The organism is Variovorax sp. AC103 (genome assembly GCF_979254005.1).
Map to the genome: position 1 here is coordinate 297070 of NZ_CEEDFC010000001.1, position 15255 is coordinate 312324.

General features: G+C 68.9%; 14 protein-coding genes. 3 read left to right on the forward strand and 11 right to left on the reverse strand.

What is annotated here, in order from left to right; translation table 11 throughout:
* Positions 1-111: 111 nt before the first annotated feature.
* From AC0IYU_RS01400 to AC0IYU_RS01440, 9 genes are read right to left on the reverse strand one after another with little or no spacing between them, the layout of a single operon-like run.
* The gene (locus AC0IYU_RS01400) at positions 112-738 is read right to left on the reverse strand and encodes a PqiC family protein (protein WP_472112148.1); all 627 of its coding nucleotides are present in this window, start codon (positions 736-738) and stop codon (positions 112-114) included.
* A complete protein-coding gene (locus tag AC0IYU_RS01405; protein WP_472112151.1) occupies positions 735-2393 on the reverse strand; it encodes a PqiB family protein in 1659 nt (552 codons plus the stop codon). The genes AC0IYU_RS01400 and AC0IYU_RS01405 overlap by 4 nt, the downstream gene beginning before the upstream one ends.
* Entirely contained in the window at positions 2390-3139 is a 750-nt protein-coding gene (locus AC0IYU_RS01410; RefSeq protein ID WP_472112153.1) for a paraquat-inducible protein A, read from the reverse strand. Before AC0IYU_RS01410 ends, AC0IYU_RS01405 begins: the two co-directional genes overlap by 4 nt.
* Positions 3136-3813, reverse strand: a complete 678-nt coding sequence (locus AC0IYU_RS01415) for a paraquat-inducible protein A (protein WP_472112156.1) — start codon at positions 3811-3813, stop codon at positions 3136-3138. The genes AC0IYU_RS01410 and AC0IYU_RS01415 overlap by 4 nt, the downstream gene beginning before the upstream one ends.
* Before the next feature lie 20 nt (positions 3814-3833).
* A complete protein-coding gene (locus AC0IYU_RS01420) occupies positions 3834-5291 on the reverse strand; it encodes an MFS transporter (protein ID WP_472112159.1) in 1458 nt (485 codons plus the stop codon).
* On the reverse strand, positions 5291-6505 hold the full coding sequence (locus tag AC0IYU_RS01425) for a multidrug effflux MFS transporter (protein ID WP_472112162.1): 1215 nt from the start codon (positions 6503-6505) through the stop codon (positions 5291-5293). Before AC0IYU_RS01425 ends, AC0IYU_RS01420 begins: the two co-directional genes overlap by 1 nt.
* Positions 6506-6564: 59 nt before the next feature.
* The gene (locus AC0IYU_RS01430) at positions 6565-7896 is read right to left on the reverse strand and encodes an LLM class flavin-dependent oxidoreductase (RefSeq protein ID WP_472112165.1); all 1332 of its coding nucleotides are present in this window, start codon (positions 7894-7896) and stop codon (positions 6565-6567) included.
* 10 nt (positions 7897-7906) lie between these two features.
* The gene (locus AC0IYU_RS01435) at positions 7907-8764 is read right to left on the reverse strand and encodes a CmcJ/NvfI family oxidoreductase (RefSeq protein WP_472112168.1); all 858 of its coding nucleotides are present in this window, start codon (positions 8762-8764) and stop codon (positions 7907-7909) included.
* A 22-nt stretch (positions 8765-8786) separates the two neighbouring features.
* Positions 8787-9584 carry an SDR family NAD(P)-dependent oxidoreductase gene (locus tag AC0IYU_RS01440; protein WP_472112171.1) on the reverse strand — a complete coding sequence of 266 codons (798 nt, stop codon included), beginning with the start codon at positions 9582-9584 and terminating at the stop codon, positions 8787-8789.
* A gap of 221 nt (positions 9585-9805) precedes the next feature.
* Here AC0IYU_RS01440 and AC0IYU_RS01445 point away from each other — a divergent pair, with 221 nt between their 5' ends.
* The 3 genes from AC0IYU_RS01445 (at position 9806) to AC0IYU_RS01455 (ending at position 13349) form a co-directional block, all read left to right on the forward strand.
* Complete coding sequence (locus tag AC0IYU_RS01445) at positions 9806-11665, forward strand: M48 family metallopeptidase (RefSeq protein ID WP_472112174.1); 1860 nt, start codon at positions 9806-9808, stop codon at positions 11663-11665.
* A 75-nt stretch (positions 11666-11740) separates the two neighbouring features.
* On the forward strand, positions 11741-13039 hold the full coding sequence (locus AC0IYU_RS01450; RefSeq protein WP_472112177.1) for an MFS transporter: 1299 nt from the start codon (positions 11741-11743) through the stop codon (positions 13037-13039).
* Positions 13040-13190: 151 nt separating this feature from the next.
* Positions 13191-13349 (forward strand): HHHH-motif protein, encoded by a 159-nt coding sequence (locus tag AC0IYU_RS01455; protein ID WP_435486967.1) that lies wholly within the window; start codon positions 13191-13193, stop codon positions 13347-13349.
* Between the two features lie 45 nt (positions 13350-13394).
* On the opposite strand, the gene AC0IYU_RS01460 is transcribed toward AC0IYU_RS01455, so the two are convergent.
* Entirely contained in the window at positions 13395-14024 is a 630-nt protein-coding gene (locus AC0IYU_RS01460) for a pyridoxamine 5'-phosphate oxidase family protein (RefSeq protein ID WP_472112180.1), read from the reverse strand.
* The gene (locus AC0IYU_RS01465; protein WP_472112183.1) at positions 14021-15214 is read right to left on the reverse strand and encodes an MFS transporter; all 1194 of its coding nucleotides are present in this window, start codon (positions 15212-15214) and stop codon (positions 14021-14023) included. The genes AC0IYU_RS01460 and AC0IYU_RS01465 overlap by 4 nt, the downstream gene beginning before the upstream one ends.
* Positions 15215-15255 lie beyond the last annotated feature (41 nt).

The window sequence follows — 15255 nt, forward strand, 5'->3', positions numbered from 1 at the left end:
TCTGGGGGAAGGCTGGGATGGGGGCATCTTCCAACTGGACGCCACGCATGTGCAAGCGCCGTCGTGCCCCCACCCATGCCCTCCCCCAGAGGGGGAGGGAGAAAGAAAAAATCAGGAAGCGCAGGCGCTCGCCGACGGATTCGCCCGCGCCGCAGCCACGCTGCGCGCCATGGCCGCCGCCGCCGCCGCGGTCACGCGCTGCGTTCCTTGCGCCACCGCGTCCATGCCCCCGCCCACGGCTTCGCCAAAATTCATCTGGCAGACCACCGTGCGCGCCTCGTCCGAGCGCCGCAGCGTCCAGCTGAAGCTCGCATCCACGCGCGCGCCGTCGACCGCATCGAACTGGCGCAGCTGCACCGCGATGCGCCACACCGGCTGCGAGGTCTGCCGCCCGCCCTTGGTCACGTCGAGCGCGCCGAGCCGCGCGGAGATGCCGCTGGACAGCGCATCGCGCAGTTCGTTCTCGAACGACGAGGCCCAGCGGTGCTGCTCCAGCACTTCCACCTGCACGCTGCCGTTGGGCTGGCGCACCACCATCTGCGGACGCGCGAAGCGCTCGGGCACGGCCACGGGCGCCAGCTCGATGTACAGCGGCGCGGCGCCGCCGAGCGTGGAAGGCGCCGCATCGGCGGCGGCCACGGGACTGGCCAGCGTGTAGTAGCTGTCGGGCTTGCTGGCGCAGCCGGCCAGCACGGCCACCAGCGCGGGAATGGCCAGGAATGCGAGGTTCTTCTTCATTTCTTGTCGTCCGGTTTGCCGCGCAGCAGCGACTCGGGGTGGCGCTCCAGGTAGTCGGTCAGCACGCGCACCGAGCCCGCGGCGCGCGTCAGTTCCTGCAGCGTCTGGCGCATGTCCTGCTGCAGCGGCGAGTCGTCGGCCAGCGTGCGCTCGGCCGTGTTGACGGTCTTGCGCACGTCCTTCATGGCGGCGGCCAACTCGGGCGTCACGTCGTTGTTGATGCGGGTCACGGTCTGCTCGGCGCTGGTGAGCGTCTTGTTGAGCGTGGCGAGCGTGGTGCGCAGGTCGGCGGCAATCTGCTCGTAGGGCACCTTGTTCAGCTTGGTGGCTATTTCCTGCACCTGCGACTGGATCTCGTCGAGGCTGTTGGCCACCGTGGGCAGCTCGATCGGGTTCTTCGTGACGTCGACCTTGACCGCCGGCGCCTTCGGGAAGAAGTCGAGCGCCACATAGACCTGGCCGGTCAGCAGGTTGCCGTTGCGCAGCTGGGCGCGCAGGCCCTTCTCGGCCAGGAAGCGCAGCCGCTCCTGCTGCGTGGCGCGCGACTCGGGCTGCCCGGCGCCCGGCGCTTCGCGGCGCCGCAGCCGGTCGGGGTAGACCTGCACCAGCACCGGCATGCGGAACTCGCGCTCGGCGCGGTCGAACTCCACGCCGATCGACTTGACCTCGCCGATCACCACGCCGCGGAAGTCGACCGGCGCGCCCGGCGCCAGGCCGCGCAGCGACTGGTTGAAGTACATCAGCAGGGTTTGCGACGGGCCGTCGGGCTCCTTCATGGCGGTGGCCTCGTCCTGCGTCAGCGCGAAGGAAGCGTTCTCCGTGGCGACCGGGCCCATCACGCCCTCGGGCGCCTGGAACGCGATCCCCCCCAGCAGGATGGTGGCCAGCGACTGCGTGCGCAGCGTGAAGCCGCTGGCGCTCAGTTGCGCGTCGATGCCGCTGGCCTGCCAGAAGCGGGTGTTCATGCCCACGAACTTGTCGTAGGGCGCGTTGACGAACACACGCAGGGTCACGCCGCGCCCGTCGCCGTCGAGCTCGTAGGCCGCCACCTGGCCGACCTTGATGCGCCGGTAGTACACCGGCGAGCCCACGTCGAGCGAACCCACGTCGTTGGCGCGCAGCAGAAACTGCTTGCCCGAGTCGTCGCGCGTGACGATGGGCGGTGTTTCGAGCCCGGTGAACTCGCCCGCCGTTTCCTTCGACACGCCCGCGTCGGCGCCGATGTACGCGCCCGACAGCAAGGTGTTCAGGCCCGAGATGCCCGAGGTGTCCAAGCGCGGGCGCACCACCCAGAAGCGCGAGTCGCTGGCGGTGAAGCCCTCGGCGTCTTTGTTGAACTGCACCAGCACGCGCACGTGCGAACGGTCGCGCGCCAGCCGCAGATGGGTGACCAGGCCGATCTGCACGTCCTTGTACTTGACGGCGGTCTTGCCGGCCTCCAGGCCTTCGGCGGTCTTGAAGGTGAGCACGACCTCGGGGCCGCGCTCCATCAGGATGCGCGCCACCAGCGTGATGCCGACCAGCGCCGCCACGATGGGAATGAGCCAGATCAGCGAGGGCAGCCATTCGCGCCGCCGCGCCACGCGGGGCCTGGGCAGCGCCGAAGGCGCCGGCTGCGGTGCCGGTTTGTCCTGGGGTTGGTCTTCTTCACTCATGCTGGTTTCCGGTCTTTGTTGTCATGTGCGTACGCACCGTCCCTGTCCTGAAAATCGGCCTGCGCCTGCCTGCTGTCCCAGGTGAGCTTCGGGTCGAAGCTCAGCGATGCCAGCATGGTCAGCACCACCACCGCGCCGAAGGCCGCGATGCCCACGCCCGCGGTGATCACCGCGAAGCCCTGGATCTGCACCAGCCCGGTCAGCAGCGACACCACGAACACGTCGAGCATCGACCAGCGGCCGATGATCTCGATGATGTGATACAGCTTGGCCCGCTCGTGCTGGCGCCAGGTGCTGCCGCGCTGCGCCGTCACCACAAGCAAGAAAAGCACCGCCAGCTTGAACAGCGGCACCAGGAAACTCGCGATGAAGACGATGGCCGCCAGGCCGTAGGCGCCCGACACCCAGAAATAGATGACACCACTCAGGATGGTGTCGTACTGCGCGCCGAACAGCGTGCGCGTGATCATCACCGGCAGCAGGTTGGCCGGGATGTACATCACGCAGGCCGCAATCAGAAAGGCCCAGGTGCGCGTGAGGCTCTGCGGCTTGCGCGTGTGCAGCCGGGTGCCGCAGCGCCCGCAGGCGTCGCCCTCGCGTGCGTCCTGCCAGACGACGGCACAGTGCCGGCAGGCCATGAGGCCGAGCGCGGCCGCGGTAGGCACCGGCGCGTCTTCGTCGTCGATGTCCTGGGTTTCTTCAGGCGCGCGCGATGCCCGCGGGCGCAGGAAAGCGAACAGCTTCATGACGCTGTCCCGTTGTCTTCGGTGCGCGGCTCGCCGGCCTCGCCCTCTTCCCCGCCCTCTTCCTGGCCCTTGGGGCGAAACGTCATCCCCCAGAACGCACCCGGGTTGAACGACAGCACCGTCGTCAGCAGGACCGTCAGCGCCATGAAGGCCCACAAGGCCGGCCCCGGCACCACCGTCGCCATGCTGGAGAGCTTGACGATGGCCACCAGCACACCGAGCAGGAACACCTCGATCATTCCCCAGGGCCGCAGCGACTGCATGGACCGCACCAGCAGTGCAAAGCCCAGCGGCCGCCGCTCACGGCTCAGCGGCACCAGCAGGTAGGCCAGGATGCACAGCTGCAGCAAGGGAAAAAGAATGGTCGTGGCCAGCACCAGCAGCGCCACAAGCGACATGCCCTCGGCGCTCAGCGCCACCACCGCGCCGGCCAGTGTGGTCTGGCTGGTCAGGCCGCGCAGTTCGATCTCGACGATGGGAAACAGGTTCGCAATGGCGAACATGATCAGGCTGGCCACCGTGAGCGGAAGAATGCGGCGCTCCTGCTGGCCGGGGTGCCGGTCGAGCTCCGTGCCGCAGCGCGGGCAGCGCGCCACGTCGCGCGGATGCAGCGGCGCGCGGCTATAGACCGCGTCGCATCCCGGGCAGACCACGGTGTCGGGTACTTCCTTCATGGGTGGGTACCCTAACCCATTCAGCCGCCGTGGCTTGTCGTCCGAAGGCGCAGCGTGCTGAAGACCGCCGCCACCGCCGCGCAGCTGGCGGCCAGCACCAGCGCCACCACCGGGCCGTGGCCGCCATGCGGACTCCAGAGGCTGAAGACCGCCGCCAGCACCACCGCGCCCAGCGTCTGCCCGGTCAGCCGGGCCGTGCCCAGCATGCCGCTGGCCGCGCCGCTGCGATGCGCCGGCGGCGAGGTCACGATGGTGTGGTTGTTGGGCGACTGGAACAGCCCGAAACCCAGCCCGCACAGCGCCATGCGCCAGGCGATGTCGGCATTGCCCGGGTGCGCCGGCAGTGCCGCCAGCAGTGCCAGCCCCGCGGCCAGCAGGGCCAGCCCGATGCCGCCCAGCAGCCCGTCGGGATAGCGGCCGATGAGCCGGCCCGCAATCGGCGCCATCACCACGATGGCCAGCGGCCAGGCCGTGATGAGAAGCCCGGCCTCGATGTGGCTGCGCCCGTACACCTCCAGCAGCAGGAACGGCAGCGCGATGTAGGCCAGCATCTGCGCGCAGAACGCGGCGACCGAGGTGCCCATCGACAGTGCGAACACCGGAATGCGCAGCAGGTCGACCGGGAACAGCGGCACCGCCTGCTTGCGCTGGCGCTGCAGGTAGATGAAGCCGACCAGCACGCCCGCCAGCAGGATGCCCCAGGCCGAAGCCTGCGACCCCGCGGCGCCCTGCACCGGGCCTTCGCGCACGCCCAGGCGGTCCACGCCCAGGAACACCAGCGAGAACATCAGGATGTTGAGCGTCACGTCGACCGGCGAAAACCGCAAGCCCGCCGCGGGCGCCACGCGGTTGAACGGCAGCGCCCGCATGCCCAGCGCGAAGGTGATGATGCCCAGCGGCACGTTGATGGCGAAGAGCCAGGGCCACGAGGCCACCGACAGGATGGCCGCCGCCACCGAGGGCCCCGCCACGGACGAGGTGGCCACCACCAGCGAATTGACCGCCATGCCCTTGCCCAGCTGCGACGACGGATACACGAGCCGCACCAGCGCCGCATTCACGCTCATGATGCCCGCCGCGCCCAGGCCCTGGAAGGCGCGCGCCGCGATCAGCGTGCCCAGCGAGTTGGCAAAAGTGGCCGCCAGCGAAGACAGCGTGAACACCGCCATGCCCACCAGGTACACCCGCCGGTAGCCCACCAGGTCGCCCAGGGACGCCAGCGGCAGCAGCATCACCAGCGTGGCGATCTGGTAGGCGTTGACCACCCAGATGGCCTGCGACGGGCTGGCCTGCAGCTCGCGCGCGATGCCCGGCAGCGCCAGGTTGACGATGGTGCCGTCGAGCACCGCGACGATCAGCCCGAGGATGATGACCAGCATCGCCCACGCCCGCTCCGGCTGGGCCAGCCCGTCGATATGCCTGGACTTGGAGTTGTCTTCGGTCGCCGGGAGCGTGGCGCCTGCGCGTGCCGTGTTCATCAGGCTTGCTGTGTCCTTCGTGTGGTTTCGGAGCGCGCGCCACCCAGCGTGAGCCAGGTCAGCACCCCCGCGATCAGGGCGCCGGCAGCCATGCCGGCCACCATCGGCAAGGGGCGCCCGTCGGTGAAGAAGCCCACCACCGCCATGGCCAGCGCGCCCGTGAGCATCTGCAGCGTGCCCAGCAGCGCCGAGGCCGTGCCGGCGATGGCGCCGTGCATTTCGAGCGCCAGCACGCCGGTGGTCGGAATCACCAGGCCCATGAAGCCCGAGGCGATGAAGTACAGGACGATCAGCACCCAGATGCTGTCGCCGCCCGCCGCGAAGTAGATGAACATCGCGACCATGGCCGCCCCGCAGCACGCCACGCCGAACTTGACGATGTTGACCAGGCCGTAGCGCTCGCCCAGCGCGCCGGTGAACTGCGAGGCCGCGATGAAAGCCGCCGCGTTCACGCCGAAGGCCACGCTGTACAGCGCGGGCGACAGGCCGTAGTGGTCGATCATCACGAACGAGGAATTGGCCAGGTAGGTGAAGAAGCCCGCCATCGCGAAGCTGCCGATGAACACCAGCCCCAGGTAGTGCCGGTCGCGCAGCAGCAGCCCGTAGGCTGCGAGCGCGCTGCCCAGGCTGCTTTCGACGCGCTGCGACGCGGGGCGCGTTTCGTCGAGCAGCCTGACCGTCATGGCCAGGCCCGCCACGGCGGCGATGGTCACGGCCCAGAACACGCCGCGCCAGCCGGCAAAGGCAATCACCACGCTGCCCGCGAGCGGCGCGAGGATCGGCGACACGCTGAACACCAGCATCAGCAGCGACATGAGCCGCGCCGCGTCGGTACCCGTGTGCAGGTCGCGCACCACGGCGCGCGGAATGGCCATGCCCGCGGCGGCGCCCAGGCCCTGGATGAAGCGCAGCACGATCAGCGTCTGGATGTCGGTGGCCATGGCGCAGCCCACGCTCGCCAGCGCGAACAGCACCAGCCCCACATACAGCGGCGGCTTGCGCCCGAACATGTCGGAAACCGGACCGTAGAGCAGCTGGCCCGCGCCCAGCGACAGGAAGAAGGCCGTGAGGCTCATCTGTACCGCGCCGATGTCGGCATGCAGGCTCTGCCCGATGGCCGGCAAGGCCGGCAGGTACATGTCGATGGCGAAAGGCCCGATGGCCGAGAGCAGGCCCAGCAGCAGGGCCATCTTGAAGAAAGGAGAAGAACGCATTGCCCCGATTGTCGCCAACGGCGGCGATCGGTGCAGGCGTGGGGGCTCAGCCCGCGTGGCTAATTCTGTTCGAAGAATCGGTTGCCCGGACGCGGCAGGCCGAGGTTCTCGCGCAGCGTGCGGCCTTCGTACTCTCGCCGGAAGATGCCGCGGCGCTGCAGCTCGGGCACCACCTTGTCGACGAAGGCGTCGAGCCCGCCGGGCAGCCACGGGAACATCACGTTGAAGCCGTCGCAGCCTTCGGTGGCCAGCCACTCCTGCATCTGGTCGGCAATGGTCTGCGCCGTGCCGACGAAGGCCAGGCCGCCGTAGCCGCCCAGCCGCTGGGCCAGCTGGCGCACCGTGAGGCCTTCGGCGCGGGCCAGCTCGACCACGCGCGCGCGGCCGCTCTGGCTGGCGTTGGTCTCGGGCACCTCGGGCAGCGGGCCGTCGGGGTCGAACTTCGAGGCGTCGTGGCCCAGCGCGATCGACAGCGAGGCGATGGCGCTGTCGTAGTGCACCAGGCTGTCGAGCTTCGCGCGGATGGCGCGTGCTTCTTCCAGGGTGTCGCCGACCACGACGAAGGCGGCCGGCAGTATCTTCAGGTGGTCCGGGTCGCGGCCGATCGCGCGCATGCGGCCCTTGATGTCCGCATACAGGCTGCGCGCCGCCGCCAGGGTGCCCGGCGCGGCGAACACCGCCTCGGCCGTCTCGGCCGCGAGCTGGCGCCCGGCTTCCGAGGCCCCGGCCTGCACGATCACCGGCCAGCCCTGCACCGGCCGCGCGATGTGCAGCGGTCCGCGCACCGACAGGTATTTGCCCTTGTGGTCCAGCACGTGCAGCCTGGCCGGGTCGAAGAAGCGGCCGCTGTCCACGTCGCGCTCGAAGGCGTCGTCGGCCCAGCTGTCCCACAGGCCCGTGACCACGTCGTAGAACTCGCGGGCGCGGGCATAGCGCTCGTCGTGTTCCATGTGGTCGTCGCGGCCGAAGTTCAGCGCCGCGTCGGGGTTGGAGGTGGTCACGATGTTCCAGCCCGCGCGGCCTTCGCTCAGGTGGTCCAGCGAGGCGAAGCGGCGCGCGATGTGGAACGGCTCGTCGAAGGTGGTCGACGCCGTGGCCACCATCCCGATGTGCCGCGTGTGCTGCGCCAGCGCCGACAGCAGCGTGAACGGCTCGAACGACGTCACCGTGTGGCTGCGCTGCAGCGCCTCGATGGGCATGTTCAGCACCGCGAGGTGGTCGGCCATGAAGAACGCGTCGAAGCGCCCGCGCTCCAGCGTCTGCGCCAGTTGCTTCAGGTGCGCGAAGTTGAAGTTGGCGTCGGGCCACGCGCCCGGGTAGCGCCAGGCGCCGGTGTGGATGCTCACGGGGCGCATGAAGGCGCCGAGCCGAAGTTGCTTGGCCGAACTCATTGCACGGCCCTCATTGGCCCACCGGCCAGAACACCAGCGCGCGCAGCTCGATGCTGCGGCGCGCGGGCGCCTCGCGCGCGCCGGTGGGGTCTTCGAAGGCGGTGTGGGCCGTGAAGCGCGCGACGTCTTCGCGCGAATCGAAGATCTTCAGCAGCAGCGCCTCGTCGGGCCGCAGCCGCGGAAACCAGTACCAGCTGTGTTTCGGGTTCCAGGTGAACGAGTACGTCTCGCCCACCTTGTCGGGGTAGACCAGGTCGCTCGGCACCAGGTCGCCGCTCGAGATGGAGCGAGCGTCGCACAGCGCCAGTGGCAGCCGCTCCACCGTCGCCAGCGGGCGCCACAGATTGACGATCGCGAAGCGGCGCTTCAGGCGCACTTCGGCCTCTTCGGCCGGCAGGTGGTCGCGCACCCGGCGCAGCGCGGAGGCGGGGGTCTGGTCGTTGTGCACACGGCGCACCGGTTCGCGCAGGTCGGGCGTGCCGCGCGCGCCTTGCGCGCTGTCGCGCAGCGTATGGTCGAACACCACGATCTTCTCGGCGCCCGTGACGTCGCGCAGCAGCGCCTCGGCCTCGCGGTAGTAGATGTCGCGGATGGTGGCGTCGTGCGAAAAGTCGGCCACCACGCTGCGGTGAGAGATCTGCGTGAAACCGCTGCGGTCGAGCGACAGTTCGTTCAGCGCCACCAGCGGACGGCCGTCGCGAATGGTCACGCGGCGCGCCTCCAGTTCGCCGGTGACCCAGGGCGTGCCGGGCGGCGGCTCGAAGGTGTAGCTCACGGGCCGGCCCTGCCCTGCCTTCAGGTAGTTGAGTTCTGCCTCCACTCCCGGCAGCGTTGCGGCCAGCATCTGGCCATTCGATCCGACGCTCATGCCGCGTGACTCCCGAGAATTCTCAAAACGGCTCCTTGAACGGCCGCAGGTCGAGTTCCTGCGTCCATGCGCTGCGGTGCTGCACGTGCAGCTGCCAGTAGCTTTCCGCGATGGCCTCGAGCTGCAACAGGCCGTCGTCGCCGGCCTGTGCCACGCGCTGCGGTGCGCCGGTGCGAAGCCGCTCGCCGTCGATGCCGCCGTCGATCACCACGTGCGCCACATGAATGCCCTGCGGGCCGAACTCGCGCGCCAGGCTCTGGCTCAGCGAACGCAAGGCGGCCTTGGCCGCGGCGAAGGCCGCGAACGGCGGCTTGCCGCGCAGCGCCGCGGTGGCGCCAGTAAACAGCAAGGTGCCGCGCGGCCCGGCGCCGGCCGGCTCGAAGCTGTTGGCCAGCAGGCCGTCCAGCGCCTCGCGCCCGAACACGAAGCCGCCCAGCGCGCTGGTACGCCAGGCCTGGGTGAATTGGTCGACCGAGAGCTCCAGCGTCGGCGCGCGCACCGCGCTCGCGGCGTTGAAGATGGCCACGGTGAGCGGGCCCAGCGCCCGCACCTTCTGCGCAATGCCATGGATCTCGGCCTCGCTCGCCACGTCGCCCGCGAAAGCCTGGGCCCGACCGCCGGCCGCCGCGATCTCGCGGACCACGGTGTCGAGTTGCGCCTGTGTGCGCCCGGTCAGTGCGACAACGAAGCCTTCGGCCGCGAAGCGCCGTGCCAGTGCGGCGCCGAGCCCGGCACTGGCGCCGACACCGGCGATCCATGCGACCGGCGACGGCGCTGAACTGGAAGAAGAAGCGGAGGGAGTGACGGAGGTGACAGCCATGGATGAGCGCGAAGGCTATACCTGCGCCCCGGGGTGTGGAACGACGCAAAAGCGATAACCTTATTTGACGACTGGTCGACGCGAAGGCCCGCTTGACGCGTCCCGCCCTTCGGCTTACGGCATCGCCGATTTCGCTTCGGCGCCAACGGCGGCTACGCTATCGGCTTCCCGGACCGCTTCCATAACAGCCCAAAGCAATCGCTTTCCAGGAGGAGTTACCCATGGCCATCGCCCGAACGATCCATGCCGATCTTTTTCGCGTGTTCCTGCTGACCCTGGTGTCGCTCTTCGCCATTCCGGCGGCGACGCTGGTCTTCACCGAATACGCACTGCGCTCGCAGGACACCGAATTCCTGCAAGCCATCGAAAAGCGCATCGCCTCGGATGCCCGCCTGTCCGCCGATGAAAAGGCTCGGACGACCGAGTTCTACCGCAGCCACCAGCTCTCCAAGGCCTGCGACGCCACCGCGCCGGAGGACAGGACCTTCCATGACAAGGTGTGCAGCCCCTACTCGATGCACTGGCAGTTCCACTGGGCCGACCGTGCCGCCATCTGGACGCTGGCGCTCGGCGCGGCGCTGCTGGCGGCAGCCCTGGTGCTGGGCGCGCTGGCCTTCGCCAACCGGGGCCTGCGCTATGCCAGCTTTGTCGCGGGCTGGCGGCTCATGACGGTGTCCAGCGCGGTCGAGGTGGTGCTGCAGAGTTCGATGCTGGTGTGGCTCTCGTTCTGGCTCACCGCCTACTTCTGGCAGAGCTACTACGTCAAGCTGATCGCCATTGCCGGCATCGCCGCCGCGGCGGCCGTGTTCTATGCGGTCTACACGCTGTTCAAGAAGCTCCCGTCCATCAACGCGATCGACGGCGAACTCATCGCCGAGGCCGATGCGCCGCGCCTGTGGGAGCGCATCCGCCAGCTCGCCGGCCGCGTGAAGACCGCGCCGCCCGACCAGATCGTGGCGGGCATCGACACCAACTTCTTCGTGACCGAAGCGCGCTGCGAGGTCGGCGGACGCATCCTGCAGGGCCGCACGCTGTTCGTGAGCATTCCGCTCCTGCGCGTGCTCGACCAGTCCGAAGCCGACGCGGTGCTCGCGCACGAGCTTGCCCACCTGGGCGGCGGCGACACCCGCAGCAGCGCCGCGCTGGGCCCCAAGCTGCGGCAGTTCGACCTGTACACCTGGAACATGCGCAGCGCCGGCCTGACCATCGTGGCGCACTACCTGCTGCGCCTCTACCGAATGATTTTCGAGTTCGCGCTGGCGCGCGACAGCCGCGAGCGCGAGTACAAGGCCGACCGCGTCGCTGCGAGCCTCACGGCCCCCAGCGCCATCGTGCAGTCGCTGATCAAGATCTCGGCCTACGCCAGCTACCGCAACGACGTCGAGCGACAGCTCTTTGCGCAGAACCGCCAGCACGACGGCGCGCTGGGCATCGCGGGCTTCGTGGCCTCCGGGCTGCCGCCCTATGCCAGCTCGGAAGCGTTCATCGAGACGATGAAGACCGCCGACGTGCCCCACCCCTTCGACAGCCATCCGCCGCTGCTCGAGCGCATGCGCAACGTCGACCACCATGTGCCTGAAAGCGCCTACGGCGTCATCGTCTCCACGGTGCCCGAGGCCAGCTGGGCCGACGACATGGAGACCGCCGCCGCCATCGAGCAACGCCTGTGGAGCGAGTACGAGCAACGCTTCGTCCAGAACCACGAACTGAGCCTGGCCTACCGCTACGAGCCTGCCACGGAGGAAGAGCGCGCCGTGGTGCTGCGCCACTTTCCGCCGGTCAGGTTCGCGCTGAAGAACGGCGGGCACATCGAGATCGATCACGAGGGCCTGCACCCGAGCGCCGACGGCGGCTCGTCGATCCCGTGGGACGAGGTGAAAGGCCTGACTTACAACGACAGCAGCTTCGGCGACACGCTGGTCGTGGCCCACCACGACAAGGCGCTGCTGGGCGCGCGCACCACCAAGGTCAAGCTGGGCGGACTCGGCAAGCAGAAAGACAACTTCAAGGGTGCGATCGGCCGCTACTGGCAACGGCACCAGATCATGAGGGCGCAGCAAAACGAACAAACGGCCTCATGATCCAACCGGCGCCCCAGGCGCCCCACCTGTCACTGGACAGGCTCCACAAAACCTCTACATAACAGGAGACATGCAGTGAACCCCGTCGAACAAAGAACCATCTCGAAAATCAGCTGGCGGCTCTTGCCGCTGCTGATGGTCAGCTACTTCATCGCCTACCTCGACCGCGTGAACCTCGGCTTTGCCGGCGCGGCCATGTCCAAGGACCTGGGCTTCACCGCCGCCGTGTTCGGCAGCGCGGCCGGCATCTTCTTTCTCGCGTACTTCCTGTTCGAGGTGCCCAGTAACATGGCGCTGGAACGCTTTGGCGCGCGCCGCTGGATCGCCCGCATCATGTTCAGCTGGGGCATCCTGTCCGCGGCGCAGGCCTGGGTGGGTGGCTCGACCAGCTTCAACATCGTGCGCTTCCTGCTCGGCATTGCCGAGGCCGGGTTCTTCCCGGGCGTGATCTTCTACATCACGCTGTGGTTCCCGGCGGCCTACCGCGCGCGCATCGTGGGCTGGTTCATGTTCGCCATTCCGATCTCGACGGTCATCGGCTCGCCGATCTCGGGCTACATCCTCAACATGGACGGCGTCGGCGGCATGCACGGCTGGCAGTGGCTGTTCATCCTGGAGGCGATTCCCTCGCTCATCCTGACCTTCTTCATCCTGGCCTACCTGCCCGACGGCCCGAAGGACGCCAAGTGGCTCACCGACGAGGAACGCAGCTGGCTGCAGACCACGCTCGACTCGGAGCGCCGCAACCGCGAGTCGATCAACAAGATCTCGTGGAAGCAGTCGCTCCTGAACCTGCGCGTGATCGGGCTGGGCTTCGTGTACATGGGCATCACCGTGCCGCTGTACGGGCTGAGCTTCTTCCTGCCGCAGATCATCAAGGGCTTCGGCGGGCTGAGCAACGTGCAGATCGGCTTCATCAATGCCTTTCCGTACCTGGTCGGCGCCATCGCCATGCTGTTCTGGACGCGTGCCTCGGACGCCCGCAAGGAGCGCAAGTGGTTCCTGCTGATTCCGCTGGCCTGCATCTTCGTGGGCCTGGTGGCGGCCTCGCAGATCAGCGCGCCCGTTCCGAAGATGGCCGCGGTGACGCTGGCCGCCTTCGGCATCTTCAGCGCATTGCCCACCTTCTGGACCCTGCCCACGGCCATCCTGAGCGGCACCGCGGCGGCGGCCGGTATCGCCTGGATCAACTCCATCGGCAACCTGGGCGGCTACATCGGCCCGACGATCTTCGGCGCGCTGAAGGACCGCATGGGCAACGACGTCTATGCGGTGGTGTTCCTGGCGCTGCTGTCGGTGGTGGCGTTCGCGCTGGTGCTGATCATCGGCCACGACGCGCGCACCGAGCAGTCCGCGGCGGCCGGCCGGGCCTGAGGGCGTCGCCGTCCGCCAGATCTTTCGCGAGATATTTCGCGACAAATTTGTAAACGGTCGTCATCTGAATGCGCCCTCGACTCGTTCTACGAGGGCGCCCGTTGAAAGACGCACCTCCCATCCCTCGATGTCATTGCTTAGAAAGAACCACATGAAGACCAAGCAGCTCATCCTCTCCAGCATCCTCGCTTTCGCCGGCCTAGCCGTGCTGGCCCCCAGCATTGCCTCGGCAGCGCCCAACCACCGCCCGCACAAGGTGTGCAAGTGGGACGCGCGCCATCACCACCGCGTGTGCCACTGGGTGCGTTGATCGCCCCGGGAGCACCCACTCAAGAGCCCGCGCCAGCGGGCTTTTTCAATACAGGGTCGAGCGTTGCCTCGCCGGCAGCTCCCTGTCATACGCCGCACCGTCGAAGGCCGACTCGGTCAGCGCCGACAGGATGGCCCCCGGCGTGGGCACCTCGCGCCTGGCCTCCGGCGGCAGCGGCGCCCACAACTTCGAACGCTGGATCGCCCGGGCGCACTGAAAAAACACCGTGTCCACGCGGATGCGGATCACGCATTGCGGCGGCTTGCCCTCCATGGCAAAGCGCGCCAGCAGCTCGGGCTCGACCGTGATCTGCGCCCTGCCGTTCACCCGCAGCGTCTCGCCCACCCCGGGAATCAGGAACAGCAGCGCCACGCGCGGGTCGGCCACGATGTTGCGCAGGCTGTCGATGCGGTTGTTGCCGCGCCGCTCGGGCATGAGCAGCGTCTTCTCGTCCTGCACCGCGACAAAGCCCGGCGGATCGCCGCGGGGCGACACGTCGAGCCCGCCGAGGCCGAGGGTGGCGAGCGCCGCGAAGGGCGATGCGGCAATCAGCGCCTGGTAAGCCGGGTGCAGGTACGGCACCTCTTTCTTCAGCGAGGCCTCGCCGGGCTGGCCGAACAGGGCTTCGAGCTGCGCAATGGTTTCGATGGCGTGGGAGGCATGCGACGGGCTCATGTGCTTCGTTCCTGGATGTTGACGGAGGGTTGCGACGCGCTCCAGCCGCAGGCCAGCGCCGTCAGCGCGAGCAGCAGCGCGGCCACGCCGTAGATCCACGGCGGCGACGCCACCGGCAGCAGCAAGCCGGCGATCAGCGGGCCGGTGCCGGCGCCGATGTCACGCCACACCGAGCGCGCCGCCAGCGCCTGCACCCGTTCGGGGCCGGGCGTGCGGCGGGCCACGATGGGCGGCAGCAAGGGCAGTTGCAGGGCGCGCAGCACCACGATCAGCGCCGCGCAGCTCCACAGCCAGCCCAGCCCGAAGCCGACCAGCGCAATGGCCGTGACCAGCGACAGCCACACCAGCAGCCGCTCGGCGCCGAAGCGTTCCGCCATGTGGCCGCCCACCGGGCTCAGCAAGATCTCCGCCAAATAGCGCAGCGCCATCAGCAAGCCGGCCACGATCACCGCGCCGCCCGGCATCAGGTCCTTGCCCAGGTACGACAGGCCGACGATGAAGAGCCCGTCGAGCGCCAGCCCTTCCATGAACGACCAGCTGTCGAGGCTGTTGGGCCACTTGAATCGCCTGGTGGGCTTGCTCACAGGATGCGGCACTGCGGGCAGCCGCCGCGTCACGAACCACGCGAGCAGCGAGAACACCGCGAGGATGCCGAAGACGGCGCGCGGCCCGCTCCAGTGCGCCAGCAGCGCGCCCAGTGGCAGCGCCAGCACCGGCCCCATGGCGATGAAGGCGCGCGAACGGCCGTTGCGCCGGGCCGCGCCCACCGGGTCGGCCGTGGCCAGCGCCTGGGTGGACAGGTTCAGCGCCGCGAAGCACAGGCCCCAGGTCAACCGCAGCGGCAGCAGCGCCCAGAAACCCGACAGCGTGGCATAGCCCACCCCGCAGACCGCGGCCGCCAGGACGGCGAGGGTGCAGGTCAGCCGGTCGCCGTTGCGTGCATAGAACCGCGCCACGAAGCCGTAGCCCGCGATGCGCACCAAGCGGTTGGCCGCGAGCAGCATGCCGGCCTCGGCGAGCGTCACGCCGAACTGGCTGGCGTACATCGGCAGCAGCAGGTACAGCACCACATCGGCGGGCAGCGAGAGGCCCAGCGCCATGGCCGCGTGGCGCGAATTCAGGTCGGTGGATGTCGGGGGGGTCGAAGGGATCTGGGGGATCGGGGGTGAGGCGGGTGTGGTGCTGGACATCGAGCCCCGATGGTGCGCCGCGCCACGCCCGGCTGACAAAC